At 73.0% G+C, this 15,125-nt stretch carries 16 protein-coding genes; 1 reads left to right on the top strand and 15 read right to left on the bottom strand.

All coding sequences use genetic code 11. The features are described from left to right. Positions 1–81 precede the first annotated feature (81 nt). The 12 genes from J3P32_RS10420 to J3P32_RS10365 form a co-directional block, all read right to left on the bottom strand. Complete coding sequence (locus J3P32_RS10420; RefSeq protein ID WP_210439697.1) at positions 82–438, bottom strand: histone-like nucleoid-structuring protein Lsr2; 357 nt, start codon at positions 436–438, stop codon at positions 82–84. Between the two features lie 169 nt (positions 439–607). Further along, the gene (locus tag J3P32_RS10415) at positions 608–1,378 is read right to left on the bottom strand and encodes a type III pantothenate kinase (protein ID WP_210439696.1); all 771 of its coding nucleotides are present in this window, start codon (positions 1,376–1,378) and stop codon (positions 608–610) included. Further along, complete coding sequence (gene nadC, locus J3P32_RS10410; protein WP_210439695.1) at positions 1,375–2,280, bottom strand: carboxylating nicotinate-nucleotide diphosphorylase; 906 nt, start codon at positions 2,278–2,280, stop codon at positions 1,375–1,377. The genes J3P32_RS10415 and nadC overlap by 4 nt, the downstream gene beginning before the upstream one ends. Next, complete coding sequence (locus tag J3P32_RS10405) at positions 2,277–3,968, bottom strand: L-aspartate oxidase (RefSeq protein ID WP_210439694.1); 1,692 nt, start codon at positions 3,966–3,968, stop codon at positions 2,277–2,279. The genes nadC and J3P32_RS10405 overlap by 4 nt, the downstream gene beginning before the upstream one ends. A gap of 35 nt (positions 3,969–4,003) precedes the next feature. Beyond that, the gene (gene panD / locus J3P32_RS10400) at positions 4,004–4,420 is read right to left on the bottom strand and encodes an aspartate 1-decarboxylase (RefSeq protein ID WP_210439693.1); all 417 of its coding nucleotides are present in this window, start codon (positions 4,418–4,420) and stop codon (positions 4,004–4,006) included. Next, on the bottom strand, positions 4,420–5,370 hold the full coding sequence (gene panC / locus J3P32_RS10395) for a pantoate--beta-alanine ligase (RefSeq protein WP_210439692.1): 951 nt from the start codon (positions 5,368–5,370) through the stop codon (positions 4,420–4,422). Before panC ends, panD begins: the two co-directional genes overlap by 1 nt. Next, positions 5,367–6,278 carry a Rossmann-like and DUF2520 domain-containing protein gene (locus tag J3P32_RS10390; protein ID WP_210439691.1) on the bottom strand — a complete coding sequence of 304 codons (912 nt, stop codon included), beginning with the start codon at positions 6,276–6,278 and terminating at the stop codon, positions 5,367–5,369. Before J3P32_RS10390 ends, panC begins: the two co-directional genes overlap by 4 nt. Before the next feature lie 123 nt (positions 6,279–6,401). Beyond that, positions 6,402–7,067, bottom strand: coding sequence for a methionine ABC transporter permease (locus J3P32_RS10385; protein WP_210439690.1), 666 nt, complete (start codon positions 7,065–7,067; stop codon positions 6,402–6,404). After that, positions 7,064–8,092 (bottom strand): methionine ABC transporter ATP-binding protein, encoded by a 1,029-nt coding sequence (locus J3P32_RS10380; protein WP_210439689.1) that lies wholly within the window; start codon positions 8,090–8,092, stop codon positions 7,064–7,066. The genes J3P32_RS10385 and J3P32_RS10380 overlap by 4 nt, the downstream gene beginning before the upstream one ends. Positions 8,093–8,120: 28 nt before the next feature. Next, a complete protein-coding gene (locus J3P32_RS10375) occupies positions 8,121–9,062 on the bottom strand; it encodes a MetQ/NlpA family ABC transporter substrate-binding protein (RefSeq protein ID WP_210439688.1) in 942 nt (313 codons plus the stop codon). 349 nt (positions 9,063–9,411) lie between these two features. After that, positions 9,412–10,362: a glycosyltransferase family 2 protein gene (locus J3P32_RS10370; protein WP_210439687.1), complete on the bottom strand. Its 951-nt coding sequence runs from the start codon at positions 10,360–10,362 to the stop codon at positions 9,412–9,414. Then, on the bottom strand, positions 10,359–11,474 hold the full coding sequence (locus J3P32_RS10365) for a sulfotransferase family protein (RefSeq protein ID WP_307807842.1): 1,116 nt from the start codon (positions 11,472–11,474) through the stop codon (positions 10,359–10,361). Before J3P32_RS10365 ends, J3P32_RS10370 begins: the two co-directional genes overlap by 4 nt. A gap of 35 nt (positions 11,475–11,509) precedes the next feature. On the opposite strand from J3P32_RS10365, the gene J3P32_RS10360 reads away from it, so the two are divergent. Then, complete coding sequence (locus J3P32_RS10360) at positions 11,510–12,649, top strand: glycosyltransferase family 2 protein (RefSeq protein ID WP_210439686.1); 1,140 nt, start codon at positions 11,510–11,512, stop codon at positions 12,647–12,649. Positions 12,650–12,659: 10 nt separating this feature from the next. Here J3P32_RS10360 and J3P32_RS10355 read toward each other — a convergent pair whose 3' ends face one another. The 3 genes from J3P32_RS10355 to J3P32_RS10345 all read right to left on the bottom strand — a co-directional run bounded on the left by J3P32_RS10355 (position 12,660) and on the right by J3P32_RS10345 (position 15,124). Further along, positions 12,660–13,604, bottom strand: a complete 945-nt coding sequence (locus tag J3P32_RS10355; RefSeq protein WP_210439685.1) for an ABC transporter substrate-binding protein — start codon at positions 13,602–13,604, stop codon at positions 12,660–12,662. Between the two features lie 87 nt (positions 13,605–13,691). Continuing rightward, on the bottom strand, positions 13,692–14,429 hold the full coding sequence (locus tag J3P32_RS10350) for an ABC transporter permease (protein ID WP_210439684.1): 738 nt from the start codon (positions 14,427–14,429) through the stop codon (positions 13,692–13,694). After that, positions 14,429–15,124 carry an ABC transporter permease gene (locus tag J3P32_RS10345; RefSeq protein ID WP_210439683.1) on the bottom strand — a complete coding sequence of 232 codons (696 nt, stop codon included), beginning with the start codon at positions 15,122–15,124 and terminating at the stop codon, positions 14,429–14,431. Before J3P32_RS10345 ends, J3P32_RS10350 begins: the two co-directional genes overlap by 1 nt. Position 15,125 lies beyond the last annotated feature (1 nt).

Genomic DNA, 15,125 nt, shown 5'->3' with positions numbered 1-15,125 from the left:
TTCCCCGCCCACAGCCGAGGGCGTCCGCTGACAGCGAACGTCCCCGCCTCCGGCCGGGGGCGGGGACGGACGTCTCGAGCGTCAGTGGGCGGCGTCGTAGGCCTGCTGCACCTCGGCGGAGATGCGGCCGCGCTCGGAGACCTCCATGCCCTGGGACTTGGCCCACTCGCGGACCTCCCGGGTGTGCGCGCTGCCCGAGCCGTTGGAGCCGCCGGAGGACGAGGACGACCCGCCGCTCGACCGGCGCCCGCGACGACCGCCCCCGGCGACCTTGCGGGCGTGCCCGACGTACCCGCTGAGCACCTCGCGGAGGGCGGCGGCGTTGGCGTCGTTCAGGTCGATCTCGTACGTCGTCCCGTCGAGCCCGAACGTGACGGTCTCCGTCGCCTCGCTGCCGTCGAGGTCGTCGACGAGGACGATGTTCACCTTCTGTGCCATGGCGAATTCCTTTTCCTTCGGTCACCTCATTCGCAAACGAGGAATGACGTGGTGAGAATGACGTGGTGAGAATGCTGGAACGACGCGCGGAATATGGCGCGGCGAGGCAAATGCATTTCGCATTGTGGCAGCACGGGTTTGCAGCGGGCAAAAGGGTGCGCCGTATCGCTCAGGAATTGCGTTCGAAAACCAGGCGCAGGCCCTGGAGCGTCAACCACGGGGAATGCAGGGTGAAGCACCCGCAGTCCTCGACGAGGAGCGGCGCAAGGTGCCCCGTGGAGATGACGGTGACGTCGCCTTCCGCCGCTCCGAGCTCGGCGATCATCCGTGCCACTAAACCCTCGACCTGGGCCGCGACCCCGAACACCATCCCGCTCTGCAGCGCCTCGACGGTGTTCTTGGCGATCACCGACCGCGGGCGCGCGAGCTCGACCTTGCGCAGCTGGGCGCCGCGCCGCCCCAGCGCCTCCAGCGAGATCTCGACGCCGGGGGCGATCGCGCCGCCGACGTACTGACCCCTGCCGTTGACGACGTCGAACGTCGTCGCGGTGCCGAAGTCGACCACGATGGCCGGGCCACCGTGGAGGGTCGCCGCCGCGAGGGCGTTCACGATGCGGTCGGCGCCGACCTCGCGCGGGTTGTCCATCAGCACCGGGATGCCGGTGCGCACGCCGGGCTCCACCACGACGGCGGTGACGTCGCCGAAGTGCGTGTCGAGCATCTCGCGCCACTCGTGCAGGACGGCCGGCACCGTCGAGCACACGGCGATGCCGTCGACGCCGTTGAGGTGCTCGCCCAGCAGTCCGCGGAGGAGGAGCGACCACTCGTCGGCGGTCCGGCGCTCGTCGGTCGCCACTCGCCAGTCGGCGAGCACGTCCTCGCCGTCGAGCACGCCGAGGAAGGTGTGCGTGTTGCGGATGTCCGCGGCGAGCAGGCTCATCGCTCGACCAGGTCCATGCCGAGGTCGAGGACCTCCACCGAGTGGGTGAGCGCGCCGACCGAGACGAAGTCGACGCCGGTCGCGCCGATGCGTCCGGCACGCTCCAGGGTGACCCCCCCGCTGGCCTCCAGCGGCACCCGGCCCGCCGTGCGGTGGACGGCCTCGGACATCATGTCGTCGGCCATGTTGTCGAGCAGGACGCGCTCCGGCGGCTCCGGCAGTGCGAGCAGCTCGTCGAGCTGGTCGAGGGTGGTCACCTCCACCTCGACCGGCAGTCCCGGGTGACGGCCGCGGATCGCCTCGAGCGCGGGCAGCACCCCGCCGGCGGCGATGACGTGGTTGTCCTTGACCATCGCCATGTCCTGCAGGCTCGAGCGGTGGTTGACCCCGCCGCCGCAGCGGACGGCGTACTTCTGCAGGGTGCGCAGCCCGGGCAGCGTCTTGCGGGTGTCGAGCACGCGGGTGGGCGAGCCGGCGAGCGCGTCGACCCACTGCGCGGTCGCGGTGGCGATGCCGGAGAGGTGGCACGCGAGGTTGAGCGCGGTGCGCTCGGCGACGAGCAGCCGCTGGGTCCGACCGGAGATGCGCAGGACGACGTCGCCCTCCTCGACCCGCGTGCCGTCGGGCGCGCGGCTGCTGATCGTGGCGTCGGCGCCGACCATGGCGAACGCGACCGCAGCGACGGCCAGCCCGGCTACGACCCCGGGCTCGCGGGCGGCGACGACCGCCTCGGCCCGGGCGTCCGCCGGGATCGTCGACTCGCTGGTGGGGTCGTGGTGCGGCCGCTGCGGCAGGTCCTCCATGAGCGCGCGCCCCACCACGTCCCAGACGTGGTCCTCGTCGAGGCCGGCCGCGGCGAGGTCGGCCCTGACGTCGGCGGGGACGTCCTCGATGCGCGTCATGCCGGCACCTCCACGTTCGAGGGGGTCGAGGGGGTCGAGGGATCGGTCGCGGGCGCGTACGTCCACTCGGCCGCGACGGTGCCGTCGGGCTCCAGCCACGAGTCGACGTGACCGGCCCCCGTGTCGTCGCGGTCGGGGTGGTCCTCGCGCCAGTGCGACCCGCGGGTCTCGGTGCGCAGGGCCGCGGCCTCGGCGAGGGCGGTGCTGACGGTGAGCAGGTTGGTCGTCTCCCAGGCGGGCGGGCCGACCTCCGCATCGCCGTGCTCGAGCGAGCCGAGGAACGCCAGCGCCTCGTCGAGGCCGTCGGCGTGCCGCAGCACGCCGACCCGGCTGGTCATCACCTCCTGCAGCGCCCGCCTGCGCTCGGCCGCGACGAGGCCGGCGTGGCGCTCGTCCGCGACCGGCTCGGACCACGGGCGCAGCTCAGCGGGCAGCACCTCGGCGATCCGCCGCGAGAACACCAGGCCCTCGAGCAGCGAGTTGGAGGCCAGGCGGTTGGCGCCGTGGACCCCGGAGCAGGCCACCTCGCCGGTGGCGTACAGCCCCGGGACGGTGGTTCGGCCCCACAGGTCGGTGGCGACGCCGCCGGACACGTAGTGCTGGGCGGGGGCGACCGGGACGAGCTCGCTCACCGGGTCGACCCCGTGCCGGCCGCAGACGCCGAGGATCGTCGGGAAGCGACGCTCCCACACGGCGCGGCCGAGGTGGCGGCCGTCGAGCCACACGTGCGGCCGGCCGGTCTCGCCCATGCGGCGGGTGATGGCCTTGGCGACCACGTCGCGCGGCGCGAGGTCGGCGAGCTCGTGCGTGCCGAGCATGAAGCGGTCGCCGGCGTCGTCGACGAGGTGGGCACCCTCGCCGCGCACCGCCTCGGAGATCAGCGGCTGCTGGCCCGAGGAGTCGGGGCCGAGCCACATCACGGTGGGGTGGAACTGGACGAACTCGAGGTCGCGCAGCCGGGCGCCGGCGCGGAGGGCGAGCGCCATCCCGTCGCCCGTGGAGACGCTCGGGTTGGTGGACTGGCTGAAGACCTGGCCGAGGCCCCCGGAGGCCAGCACGACGGCTCGGCAGTGCACCGCGCCGACGCCGTCGCGCCGGCCCTCACCGAGGACGTGGAGGGTCAGGCCGGCGACGCCGCCGTCGTCGCCGCGGAGGAGGTCGACGGCCAGCGCGTGCTGGACGACCCCGATCTCCGGTGCGCGCTCGACCGCTGCGATGAGCGCGCGCTGGATCTCCGCACCGGTGGCGTCGCCCCCGGCGTGGGCGATCCGGTCGCGGAGGTGGCCGCCCTCCCGCGTCAGCGACAGCTCACCGCCGGGGTGGTGGTCGAACTGCGTGCCGAGCGCGATCAGCTCGTGGACGGCCCCGGGTCCCTCGGTCACCAGCACGCGCACGGCCTCGACGTCACAGGCTCCCGCGCCTGCGACGAGCGTGTCGCGCTCGTGCTGCTCCGGGGTGTCCTCCGGCCCCAGGGCGGCCGCGATGCCGCCCTGCGCCCACTGGGTGGAGCCTGCGCCGAGGACGTCCTTGGTGACGACGAGCAGGCGCAGCGACGGATCCGCCGCGTGGATGCGCAGCGCAGCGGTAAGCCCCGCGATGCCCGACCCGACCACCACGACGTCGGCACGGGTGGTCCACCCGGGCGCGGGGGCGCGGAGCCGGCCCGGGACCGGCCGGTGCGATGTCATCCGGGCAGGCTATCGAGTCGCCGACCGGCGGATCCCTACCGGGCGACGAGGTCGCCGCGGCTCAGCGAGGTGTCGCCGAAGGTCTCCGCCGGGTCGTGGCCGGTGGCCAGGACCTTGTTGTCGGCGTCGACGAACACCACGCGCGGCTGGAGCTGCTTGGCCTCGGCCGTCTCCATCTGGCCGTAGCCGATGAGGATCACGGTGTCCCCGGGGTGCACCAGGCGGGCGGCGGCACCGTTGATGCCGATGACGCCCGAGCCCCGCTCCCCGGCGATCGTGTACGTCTCGAGGCGGGCGCCGTTGGTGACGTCGACGATGTGGACCAGCTCGCCCGGCAGCAGGTCGGCGGCGTCGAGCAGGTCCTCGTCGACGGTCACCGAGCCGACGTAGTGGAGATCGGCCTGGGTCACGGTGGCCCGGTGGATCTTGGACTTCATCATGGTGCGCAGCATCAGCTGCTCCTCTCACTGGTGGTCGAGGCCGCGTGCGCGGTCCCCGCCGGGGTCGCCCCAGGGCCGGCCTGAGGCGTGATGCGGTCGAACACGACCGGCACGTTGTCGATCAGCCGCGTGGTGCCCACCCGCGCGGCGACGAGGATGCGGCCCTCGCCGGTCTCCGGGGGCTCGCCGAGGTCGGGCGAGGTGAGCGCGAGGTAGTCCAGCTCCAGGCCCGGCTCCGACTTGAGGACCGACATCGCGGCCCAGCGCGCCGCCGGCACCCCGTAGCGCGCGCGTTCGCGCGCTGCCCGGAGCGCGCGACCGAGGGCCGTGGCCACCTGGCGCTCGTGGGCGTCGAGGTAGCGGTTGCGGCTGGAGAGGGCCAGCCCGTCCGGCTCGCGCACGGTCTCCGCGCCGACGACCTCGATGCCCAGGCACAGGTCGCGGACCATGCGGCGGACGAGGACCAGCTGCTGGTAGTCCTTCTGCCCGAACACCGCCACGTCGGGGCGGACCAGGCCGAAGAGCTTGGCCACCACCGTCAGGACGCCGTCGAAGTGGCCGGGACGCGAGGCGCCGTCGAGGATCGTGGCGAGCGCTCCGGGGGCCACGGTGACACCGTCGCGGACGGAGTCGTGGCTGAAGCCGCCGGGGTACATCTCCTCGACGCTCGGCGCGAAGACCACGTCGACCCCCTCGGCGGCGCAGACCTCGAGGTCGGCGTCGAGCGTGCGGGGGTAGCGGTCGAGGTCCTCCGTCGGCGCGAACTGCATGGGGTTGACGAAGATGCTGACGACGACCGGCCCGTCGGTGGCCTGCCGGGCCACCCGCATGAGGCTGGCGTGGCCCTCGTGGAGGGCGCCCATCGTGGGCACGAACGCGACGGCGTCGCCCGACCTGCGGGCGGCGGCGAGCAGGCCGGCGAGCTCCTCGCGGGTCGACGCGAGGACGGGAGCTGCGGTCATCGAGGGCCGGTGCCCTGCTCGACGGAGGTCTCCGCGGCCGCGAGGACGCGCAGCATCTTCGACGCGCGGATCGGCAGCAGCCGGCCGTCGGTGACGGACCGGTCGAGGGTGGCGTGCGCCATCGCGAGGTAAGACGGCAGCGTCTGCGGGGCGTCGGCGAGCAGGCCCGCGACGTGAGCGCGGACGGTCTCGACGTCGCCGCGGACGATCGGCCCCGTGAGGGCGGCGTCGCCGTCCTCGAGGGCGTTGTCCAGCGCGGCGGAGAGCAGCGGGCGCAGCGTGGCGGCCGGGTCCTCGGCGCCGGCGGCGGAGAGGATCTCCATCGCCTCGGCGACCAGGGTGACGAGGTGGTTCGCGCCGTGGGCGAGTCCGGCGTGGTAGAGCGTGCGGCGGCCCTCGGGCACCCACATCGCGCGGCCGGCGAGGTCGACGACCAGGGACTCGGCGAGGTCGCGGTCGGCCTCGTCGGCGGTGACGCCGAAGACGCAGCCGGACAGGCGCGGCAGGTCGACCTCGGTCCCGGTGAAGGTCATGGCAGGGTGCATCGCGACGGTGCGGGCACCGACGGCGCGGGCGGGCTCGAGCACCGCCAGCCCGTGGCGGCCACTGGTGTGGACGACGACCTGGCCCTCGCTGATCGCACCGCTCGCGCTCAGCATCGTGACGACGTTGGAGAGCATGTCGTCGGGGACGGTGAGCAGCAGGAGGTCGCTGCGCCGCGCCACCTCGGTCGGCTTGCCCGCCCGGACTCCGGGGAGCAGCACGTCGATGCGGGCTCGCGAGGCGTCGGACTCGCCGGCGGCGGCCACGACCTCGTGACCGGCGGAGCGAAGCGCCGCGGCCAGCACGGCGCCCACGCGCCCGGCACCGATCACGCCGACGCGGAACACGCGCACAGGCTTCGTCATGTCGACCTCTTCGTTTCAGTCCCTCGCGGGTACCGATCTACTGCGATCACCGTCGAGCCTACGCCCGCGGATTCCGCGGCGGAACCGAGCGTGACCGTGACGCACGCCACGCGTGACGCCGGGTCAGCGGCGCAGGATGCGCCGCGCCGCGGAGCTGCCGGCCAGCTGCCCGACCTGCACGAGCACCACGATCACGATCACCGCCGTCCACGTGACGACCGTGTCGAACTGGCGGAAGCCGTACTGCAGGGCGAAGTTCCCGAGGCCGCCGCCGCCGACGACCCCTGCGACCGCGGTCATGTCGACGATCGCGACGAACACGAAGGTGTAGCCCAGCACGAGCGGGCCGAGCGCCTCGGGGATCACCACGGTGCGCACGATCCGCGCCCGGCTGGCGCCGACGGAGCGGGCCGCCTCGATGACACCGGGGTCCACCGTGACGAGGTTCTGCTCCACGATGCGGCTGATGCCGAACATCGCCGCGATGGTCAGCGCGAAGATGATGGCCGGGTTGCCGATCCCGGTGCCCACGACCACGCGGGCGAGGGGCTGCGCCGCGGCGATGAAGATGACGAACGGGATCGGCCGGAAGAAGTTGACGAGCACGTTGAGCACCACGTTCACCGGCCGACTGGCGTAGAGACCGCCGCGCCGGGTCACGTACAGCGCCAGCCCGAGCAGCAGCCCCAGCAGCCCGCCCAGGGTCAGCGTGATCGCGACCATGTAGAGCGTCTCCCAGGCCGCCGACCAGAAGAGCGGCCAGAGCTGGCCGATGTTGGTGTCGGTCATCGCGCCAGCTCTTTCAGGGGGACGAGCACTCGTACGGCGTCGACGGCGGCGTCCACGGCCGCCGGGTCGCCGTCGAGGGCGAGGGTCAGGTTGCCGAAGGTCTCCCCCTGGACCTCCTCGATCCCGCCGAAGACGAGCTCGAAGCGCACCCCGTGGTCGAGGAGGACCGCGAAGACGTCGCTCTGGCGCACCTCGTCGCCGCGGAACGCGAGCTTGACGAAGCGCCCGGCGTGCCGCTCGTGCAGCGCCGCGAGCGCCTCCGCGCCGGGCTCGTCGTCGACGATGGTCGACACGAACCGGCGGGTGACCTGCTGCTGCGGGTCGGAGAGCACCCGGACCACAGGCCCCTCCTCGACGATGCGGCCGGCCTCCATCACCACGACGCGGTGCGCGAGGCTGCGCACGACGTCCATCTCGTGGGTGATGACCACGATCGTGATGCCCAGCTCGCGGTTGACGCGCCGCAGCAGCGCGAGCACCTCCTGGGTGGTCTCCGGGTCCAGCGCGCTGGTCGCCTCGTCGGCGAGCAGCAGCTTCGGGTTGGTGGCGAGCGCCCGGGCGATGCCGACGCGCTGCTTCTGACCGCCGGAGAGCTCCTCCACGTGGCTGTGGGCCTTGTCGGCCAGGCCGACGAAGTGCAGCAGGTCGGAGATCCGCCTGTTCTGCTCGGCCCTGGGCACGCCGGCGACCTCGAGCGGGTAGGCGATGTTGCCCCAGACCGTGCGCGAGCCGAACAGGTTGAACTGCTGGAACACCATGCCGATCCCCAGCCGCACCTCACGCAGCTCGCGCTCCCCGAGGGTGGTGATCTCCCGCCCGTCGATCCGCACGCTGCCCGAGGTCGTCGTCTCGAGCGCGTTGATGAGCCGCACCAGCGTGGACTTCCCGGCGCCGGAGTAGCCCACGATGCCGACGATCTCCCCGGCCTCGACGGCCAGGTCGACGCCGCGGATCGCCTCGACGGCCGCGCCGCCGCGGGCGGCCGGGAACGTCTTGTGCACGTCGGTCATCTCGACGAGTGGCATCGCGGGCTCCTCCTCCTGCGCGTCGGCGTTACTGCCGGGCCTCGGTGTCGGCCTCGACCTCGTCGAGCGAGGCCTGCAGCTCGTCCTGCGGGATCTTGACGAGCTCGGCGGTGCCGCCGGAGACGTCCTGCACGCCGTCGAGGACGGCCTGGGTCTCCTGGTAGATCTCCACGAGCTCGAGCAGGGCCGGGTCGTCCCGGTCCTCGGGGCGGACGGCGAAGATGTTGACGTAGGGCAGCGCGTTGGGGTCCTCGACGTCGTCGGTGGCGAGCGCGTCGGCGAAGGAGAGGCCGGCCTTCTCGACGAAGTCGTTGTTGATGACCGCCGCGGCCACGTCGGGCAGCGACGTGGGCGTGAGGTCGGCCTTGATGGCCTTGACCTGGACGCGCGAGGCGTCCTCGTCGATGTCGGCGAGGGTCGAGTAGATGCTGCCGCCGTCCTCGAGCGTGATGAGGCCGGCCGACTGGAGGATCAGCAGGGCGCGGGCCTGGTTGCTGTCGTCGTCGGGCACGACGACGGTGTCGCCGTCCTGGATGTCCTCGACCGAGTCGACCTTGCTCGAGTAGAGACCGAGCGGGTAGATCGCGGTGGAGCCGAGCGGCACCAGGTCGTCGTCGTTGGCGACGTTGTACTCCGCGAGGTAGACGATGTGCTGGAACTGGTTGATGTCGAGCTCGCCCTCGCTGAGAGCGGGGTTGGGCTGGGTGTAGTCGGCGAAGTCCTTCACCTCGAGGTCGATGCCCTCCTCCGCGGCGGCGTCGACGAGCACCTGCCAGTAGGGGTCGCTGGCCCCGACCGTGCCGAGGACGACCTTGGTGCTCTCCTCGCCTGCGGCGGCACCGGCGTCGTCGCCGCTGCGCGACCAGACGACGCCGCCGACGACGGCGAGGACGACCAGCACGGCGATGGCGATCAGGAGGGGCATACGCCGCGAGGTGGGCGGCGCGATCTGCGGGTTGGTCTCGGACATGGCGGAGCCTTTCGTCGTACGCACGGGAAGGGCGCGGCGCGGGACGCCGTCACCTGGCGTGGCAGGCGGTCCGCCCTGGACGAGCGCTACTGATCGCTGCGCGCAGGGCTGGAGCCACCGAGGGCCACAGTCCGGCAACCGCCGCGCCCGGGGCCGGTATGCCCCGATCACCTGTGAACCCGGTCACGGACACCGGCCCGACGCGCGCTCGCCGACGTCACCTCGCCCGGCTGGCGCGGTCGACGGGGCCGCTCCTCCGTCGCCTGCTCGGGTAGTCCACCGGGCAATGGCTCCGGATCGCGGCCATCGCCAGCCGTTTCCCGGTGGACTACCCGGAGGCGCGGAGCGGTCAGGCCCGCAGGTGCAGCTTGGCGTGGTCGGGGTCGTCGACGACGAAGGGCCGCGGCGCGCGCGGGAGCCACGCGTGGGTGACGTGGTCGACGACGTGGACCCCCTCGGGCGACTCGATCTCGATGACTCCCTCGGGCACCTCCCCGGCGTGCAGGGCGTTCCACACCAGCCACTCGCGGCGCTTGCGGCGGTTGCGGATCGACGTGGCGAACGACTCGGGGTTCGTCCAGTGGGCGAACTCGTCGCCGTCGAGCCACTTGAGCTCCACGCACAGCCCCTGCGGCAGGGCGAACATCTCGATCCGCTCGGGGGTCGTGCGGATCTCCCACTCGGGCGCCTTGGTGTAGACGTAGTCGGGGCTCATCGGGAAGCCCCACTCCTCGATGTTGCGCAGCCCGAGGTCGAGGAACGCCCGGCGCTCGGACTCGACGTAGAGCCCGTGGCGCGGGAACCGGATGACCGCCTCAGCCGTGCCGACCTGCCACGACAGGTCGGACATCGAGACCTCCCCCTCGGTGGTGAGCACCATGTCGCCGTCCCACTTCCACGAGTAGCGGGTGCGGACGTGGGAGAAGCACCAGTTGTAGAAGTAGGCCAGGGAGTGCACCGAGCGCTCGTTGACCGCGAGGTGCTCCGCGCCGGCGCGGGCCACCCGGAACGGGTACTCCCGCAGCGTGAACCGGTCGGCGAGCCCGTGCTCGGCCGCCACGCGCAGCGCCTCCTCGCCGGTGCCGTCGTCGGAGCCGTTGTCGACGAGCAGGACGTGGTCGCAGGCGCGCAGCAGCGGCGGCAGCACGAAGCGCAGGCCGGGCGCCTCGTTCTTCACGCGGAGCACCGCGGTGGCGCCGCGGCGCAGCCCACCGGGCTGGTGCCACGGCCAGACGATGTCGAAGTCGGTGTGGCCCTCGATGTTGCTGACGCCGTGGCCCGACCCGATCGGGACGGTCACTGCTCGTCCCGCGTGCGGCCCAGCGCCTTGCGGACGCCGCGGCGCACCGATGGCGGGATCGCCGCGCGCACGTCGTGGGGCACGCGGTCGGCGAGCGACCTCGACGGCTCCTGCGCGGCGGCCTCGGCCAGCGCGCGGCGCCGGGCCTGGTGGCGGGCGTGCTCGGCGGTCGAGCGGCTGATCGCCTCCGCCTCCTCGTAGAGCTCGACGTAGGCCTCGCGCAGCTGGTCGAAGGTGGCGTGCGCGCCGGGGGTGTCCCCGCCCTCGTCGGCGAGCTTGTTCAGCTGCTCCCACGTCGCGGCGGTGAGGTCGTGCAGCCGCTTGGGGAGCGCGAGGTCGGCGAGGGTCGAGGTGACGCGCCTGAGGTTGGGGTCGATGAAGCGGTGCACCTCGCGGATCTGGTCGCTGCGGGTGTGGATGATGGTCTGCAGGTCGAGCGCGTGGCCCAACGCGGTCGTCGTGCGCACCCAGTCGGTGAGCAGGTCCTCGTAGCGCACGAAGACCCGGCCCCGGCCGGCGCCGGCGTCACCCACGCCCTCGACGCTCCGGGTGGCGCGCTCGGTGTGCAGCAGCATGTTGACCCAGCTGGCGGCGAGGTGGGCCGAGCCGAGCTTGTTGGCGTAGTACTTCTGCTTCGAGCCGACGACCTCGGCCGGCGGGCGCAGCATGGTGGCGAAGACGGGTGTCGCGCCGGTGCGGATCGCAGCCACCCGCCAGAGGCCCAGGAACCAGCTCAGCCGCGGGTCCTTGACGACGAGCTCGGGGTGCTCGGCGAAGTGCGGCTCGAGCCACTCGCTGACCCGGATGCGCGCCGGCTCGCGGCTGCAGATCCGGCCGGTGTCGAACCACGCGCCCGGACGGCTGTCGCTGACCTGGACGAGCGCCTCCTTCAGCCACTCGTCGTGCACGTCGACGACCCACTGGGGCTCGCTGAACCCGCGCGGGTTGGAGTCGTCCGGCGGCACCTCCGGCAGCGGCACGTGCATCCCGAGCCGGGACACGATGCCGGCGAGCGTGCTGGTGCCGCTGCGGCCGGCCCCCGCGACGAAGAGGACCTTCCGCGGCACGCCCTCGGGATTCATCTCGTCGATCGCTCGTGGCTGCTCGGTCACGGCCGTGAGCCTACCGGTGGCTAGAGTCGCCGCCCGTGAGGCGTTGGTTGTCCCGAGGACCCCTGGTCGGGGTGGTGATCCCGGCGTACGGCGTCGAGCGCTGGCTCGACGAGTGCCTCGGCTCGCTGGTGGCCCAGACGCACCGGCGCTGGGAGGCGGTGATCGTCGACGACGGGTCGACCGACCGCACCGGCGAGAAGGCCGACGCCTGGGCCGCGCGCGACCACCGGATCTCCGTGGTCCACCAGGCCAACGCGGGGCTGGGCGCCGCGCGCAACACCGGGGCCGCGCACGTGCGCGGCGACTACCTCGCCTTCGTCGACTCCGACGACCTCCTGCAGCCCACCGCGTTGCGCACCCTCGTCGACTCGCTGGAGGCGTCGGGCTCCGACTTTGCCACCGCCTCCGCGCTGCACTGGCTGTCGAAGGACGACAGCGACCTCGACGGCCCGCTGACCGAGCCGCGGTGGCTGAGGCGGCTGCACACCCCGCCGATGCGCTCGGCCCGGATCGAGCAGCGACCCGAGCTGCTCGGCGACATCTTCGCCTGGAACAAGCTCTTCCGGCGGTCGTGGTGGGACGAGCAGGCGATGTCCTGGCCCGAGGGCGTGCGCTACGAGGACCAGCCGACCACCACCCGCGCGTTCCTCGAGGGCACCTTCGACGTGCTCGGCGAGACGACCTACCTGTGGCGGATCCGCGAGGGGTCGATCACGCAGACGCGGGCGACCGTGCAGGACCTCGCCGACCGCTGGGAGACCAAGCGGCGCTCGCTGGCGTCGGTGCGGGCCCACGGGTCGGTCGAGGTCGAGGAGATCTTCCTCGACCGGGTGCTCGCCGGCGACCTGTGGCGCTACTTCCAGCTCGTGCCAGGGTGCTCGACGCAGTGGTGGCGACTGCTGCGCTCGGGCGTCCTGGAGCTCTGGGGGCAGCGCTCCCTCGTGCACAGCGGCCTGCTGCCGGTGCACCGGCTGGCGGGCTGGCTCGTCGAGCAGGACCGCCGCGCCGACGTCGCCGCGCTCATGGAGTGGGTCGCCACCCTCGACGGGCCGGCACCGCGGGTCCAGGACGTCGCGACCGGGACGTGGCGGCTGTCGGTGCCGCACGCGGTGCTCGACGACACCACCGTGGATCCCGCAGCCCTCAGGCTGCGGGACCACGAGGTGGGGTCCTGACGGGCGGGGCTCAGACCAGGCCCTCGGACTCGAGGAAGTCCTGGGCGACGTCGGCCGGCTCCTCCCGGTCGACCTGCACCCGGACCAGCAGCTCGGCCAGCGTCTCGTTGTCGAGGGCGCCCATCAGGTCGTTGAGCAGGCCCTCGACGTCGGGGTGGTCGGCGAGGAACTGCGAGGACACGGCCGGGACGAGGTTCTGCGCGGGCTGGATGCCCCGGTCGTCCTCCAGCAGGAGGAGTCCCTGGTCCTCGAGCGTGCCGTCGAGCGTGCTCGTCTGGCCGAGCTGGGCCTCGCCGTCGAGCACCGCCTGGAACGTCTCGGTCGAGGCGTAGCCGAGCGGCTCGAGGGTGATGTCGATGCCGTAGGTGTCGACCAGGCCCTTCTCGCAGTCGGTGCGGCCCTTGCAGTCCGGCGCCGCGGCCAGCGTGACCGCCTCCCCCTCGAGGTCGGACAGCTTGGTCACGCCCTCGGCGTCGGAGAACTCCTGGCTGACGAAGTAGCCGTTGGCCGAGAACGCCTTGGAGGGCTCGAGCAGCGTGATCCCCTTGTCCTCGAGCAGCGAGGCGCCGGCGTCGATCGTCTCCTGCGCGTCGCTGGTGGACAGCGGCTCGGCGTCGGGGCCGTAGGCGTCGGTGTTGAGCTGGTCGACGACGCCGGCGACGTACTCCGGCGCGATCTGGACCGAGTCGGGCATCTCGTTGAGGTAGACCGGGCGGGTGTCGACCAGGCGGGTCTCCACCTCGTAGCCCTCGCCCTCGAGGACCTGCTGGTACATCGCGGTGACGAGGGCGGCCTCGTCGAAGCTCTGGCTGCCGATGACGACGGACGTGCCCTCGCCCGCGGCGGAGCCGGAGCCGGTGTCGTCGTCGGAGGGGAGGTCGTCGCCGGCGCAGCCGGCCATGAGGGCCGTCAGGGCCAGTGCCGTCACCGCCAGCAGCGGGCGTCGTGCGTGCATGTCGTGTTCAACCTTCTGTGTCCCGTGGCGCAGCCACGCGTGTCCGGTGATGCGAGCGGAGACCGCTCAGTCCCCGACGGGGGCTGCTCACACGGTAGTCGGGCCCACCGACACGGCGTCGGGGGCACGGCCGGAACGACCCCGCGGCAGGGGGTCGACGGCTCGCTGGGCTGCCGCAGCGGCGAGCTCGAGCACGAGCGCCACGACGGCGACCACGACCGCACCCGCCATGCCCTGCGCGTAGTCGTTGCGCGCGAAGCCCTCGGTGATGATGCGCCCCAGCCCCGGCCCGGCGACCAGGGCGGCGATGGTGGCCGTGGCCCAGACCTGGACCAGCGCGAGCCGTACGCCCGAGGCGATCACCGGCAGCGCGAGCGGCAGCTCCACCTGCCGGAAGCGCTGGCGGGCCGCCATGCCCATGCCGTCGGCCGCCTCGAGCACCTCCCGCGGCACCTCGCGCACGGCCACGTAGCCGTTGGTGATGATCGGCGGCAGCGCGAACAGGACGAGCGCGATGAGCGTGGCCAGCCCGGCGCGCCCGTAGGGACCGAAGTCGGACGACCCGGGCCAGTCGGCGGCGACGAGCACGGCGAGGAGGGCGAACGTCGGCACGGCCCGGCCGACGTTGGAGACGTTGACGGCCACGAAGCCGCCGCGCCCCACGTGCCCGAGCCACAGCGCGAGGGGCAGCCCGAGCAGCACCGCGGCGACGAGGGCGGTGGCGGTGAGCAGCAGCTGCTCCAGCAGCCGGGCCACGAACCCGCCGCCGCCGGTCCAGCTGTCGGCGTCGAGCAGGTAGTGCCACGTGTCGGTGAACAGCTCCATCAGCGCGCACCCGCCGCCCAGGGCGTGAGCACCCGTTGCAGTGCGACGAGCAGCAGGTCGATCACGACCGCCAGCAGCACGCAGAGGACGGCGGCGGTGGTCAGCTCGGCGCGGAAGTCGCGCTGCACGCCGTGGGCGATGAGGTTGCCGAGCCCGCCGTACGCCACGAGCGTGCCGACGGTCGTCAGCGCGACCGTGGACACGGCGGCGACCCGCAGGCCGGCCATCGTCACCGGCAGCGCGAGGGGCAGCTCGATCCGGGCGAGCATCCGGGCGCGGCCGTAGCCCAGGCCCCGGGCGGCCTCGCGGACGTCGTCGGGCACGGAGCGGAGGCCGTCGAGGAGCGCACGCACCACGATGGTGAGCGCGTAGAGACCCAGGCCGATGACGACCGTGGCCGCGGACAGGCCGGTGAAGGGCACCAGCAGCGGCAGCAGCGCCAGGGACGGGACGGTGTAGACGCCGGTGCTGAACCCGAGGACCAGCGCCTCGAGCCGCGGGACCCGGCGGGCGAGCAGGGCGAGCGGGAAGGAGAGGGCCACGCCGAGCAGCAGCGCGGCCACGGTGATGGTGACGTGCTCGACGAGCGCGTCGGCGATCTGGTCGTGCCGGTCCTCGACGTACTGCCAGCAGAACCACTCGTTGACGAACCGGCTGTAGCAGCTCGGGCCGTCGGCTGCCGCACGTAGGGTCACC

It is taken from the genome of Nocardioides xinjiangensis (assembly GCF_017916385.1).
Lineage (GTDB): Bacteria > Actinomycetota > Actinomycetes > Propionibacteriales > Nocardioidaceae > Nocardioides > Nocardioides xinjiangensis.
This window is presented reverse-complemented; position numbering and strand designations above follow the sequence as displayed.

Bases quoted from the DNA above. Each gene is read 5' to 3' on its own strand.
- J3P32_RS10420 (WP_210439697.1), bottom strand. From the start codon at position 438: ATGGCACAGAAGGTGAACATCGTCCTCGTCGACGACCTCGACGGCAGC.
- J3P32_RS10415 (WP_210439696.1), bottom strand. From the start codon at position 1,378: ATGAGCCTGCTCGCCGCGGACATCCGCAACACGCACACCTTCCTCGGC.
- nadC (WP_210439695.1), bottom strand. From the start codon at position 2,280: ATGACGCGCATCGAGGACGTCCCCGCCGACGTCAGGGCCGACCTCGCC.
- J3P32_RS10405 (WP_210439694.1), bottom strand. From the start codon at position 3,968: ATGACATCGCACCGGCCGGTCCCGGGCCGGCTCCGCGCCCCCGCGCCC.
- panD (WP_210439693.1), bottom strand. From the start codon at position 4,420: ATGCTGCGCACCATGATGAAGTCCAAGATCCACCGGGCCACCGTGACC.
- panC (WP_210439692.1), bottom strand. From the start codon at position 5,370: ATGACCGCAGCTCCCGTCCTCGCGTCGACCCGCGAGGAGCTCGCCGGC.
- J3P32_RS10390 (WP_210439691.1), bottom strand. From the start codon at position 6,278: ATGACGAAGCCTGTGCGCGTGTTCCGCGTCGGCGTGATCGGTGCCGGG.
- J3P32_RS10385 (WP_210439690.1), bottom strand. From the start codon at position 7,067: ATGACCGACACCAACATCGGCCAGCTCTGGCCGCTCTTCTGGTCGGCG.
- J3P32_RS10380 (WP_210439689.1), bottom strand. From the start codon at position 8,092: ATGCCACTCGTCGAGATGACCGACGTGCACAAGACGTTCCCGGCCGCC.
- J3P32_RS10375 (WP_210439688.1), bottom strand. From the start codon at position 9,062: ATGTCCGAGACCAACCCGCAGATCGCGCCGCCCACCTCGCGGCGTATG.
- J3P32_RS10355 (WP_210439685.1), bottom strand. From the start codon at position 13,604: ATGCACGCACGACGCCCGCTGCTGGCGGTGACGGCACTGGCCCTGACG.
- J3P32_RS10350 (WP_210439684.1), bottom strand. From the start codon at position 14,429: ATGGAGCTGTTCACCGACACGTGGCACTACCTGCTCGACGCCGACAGC.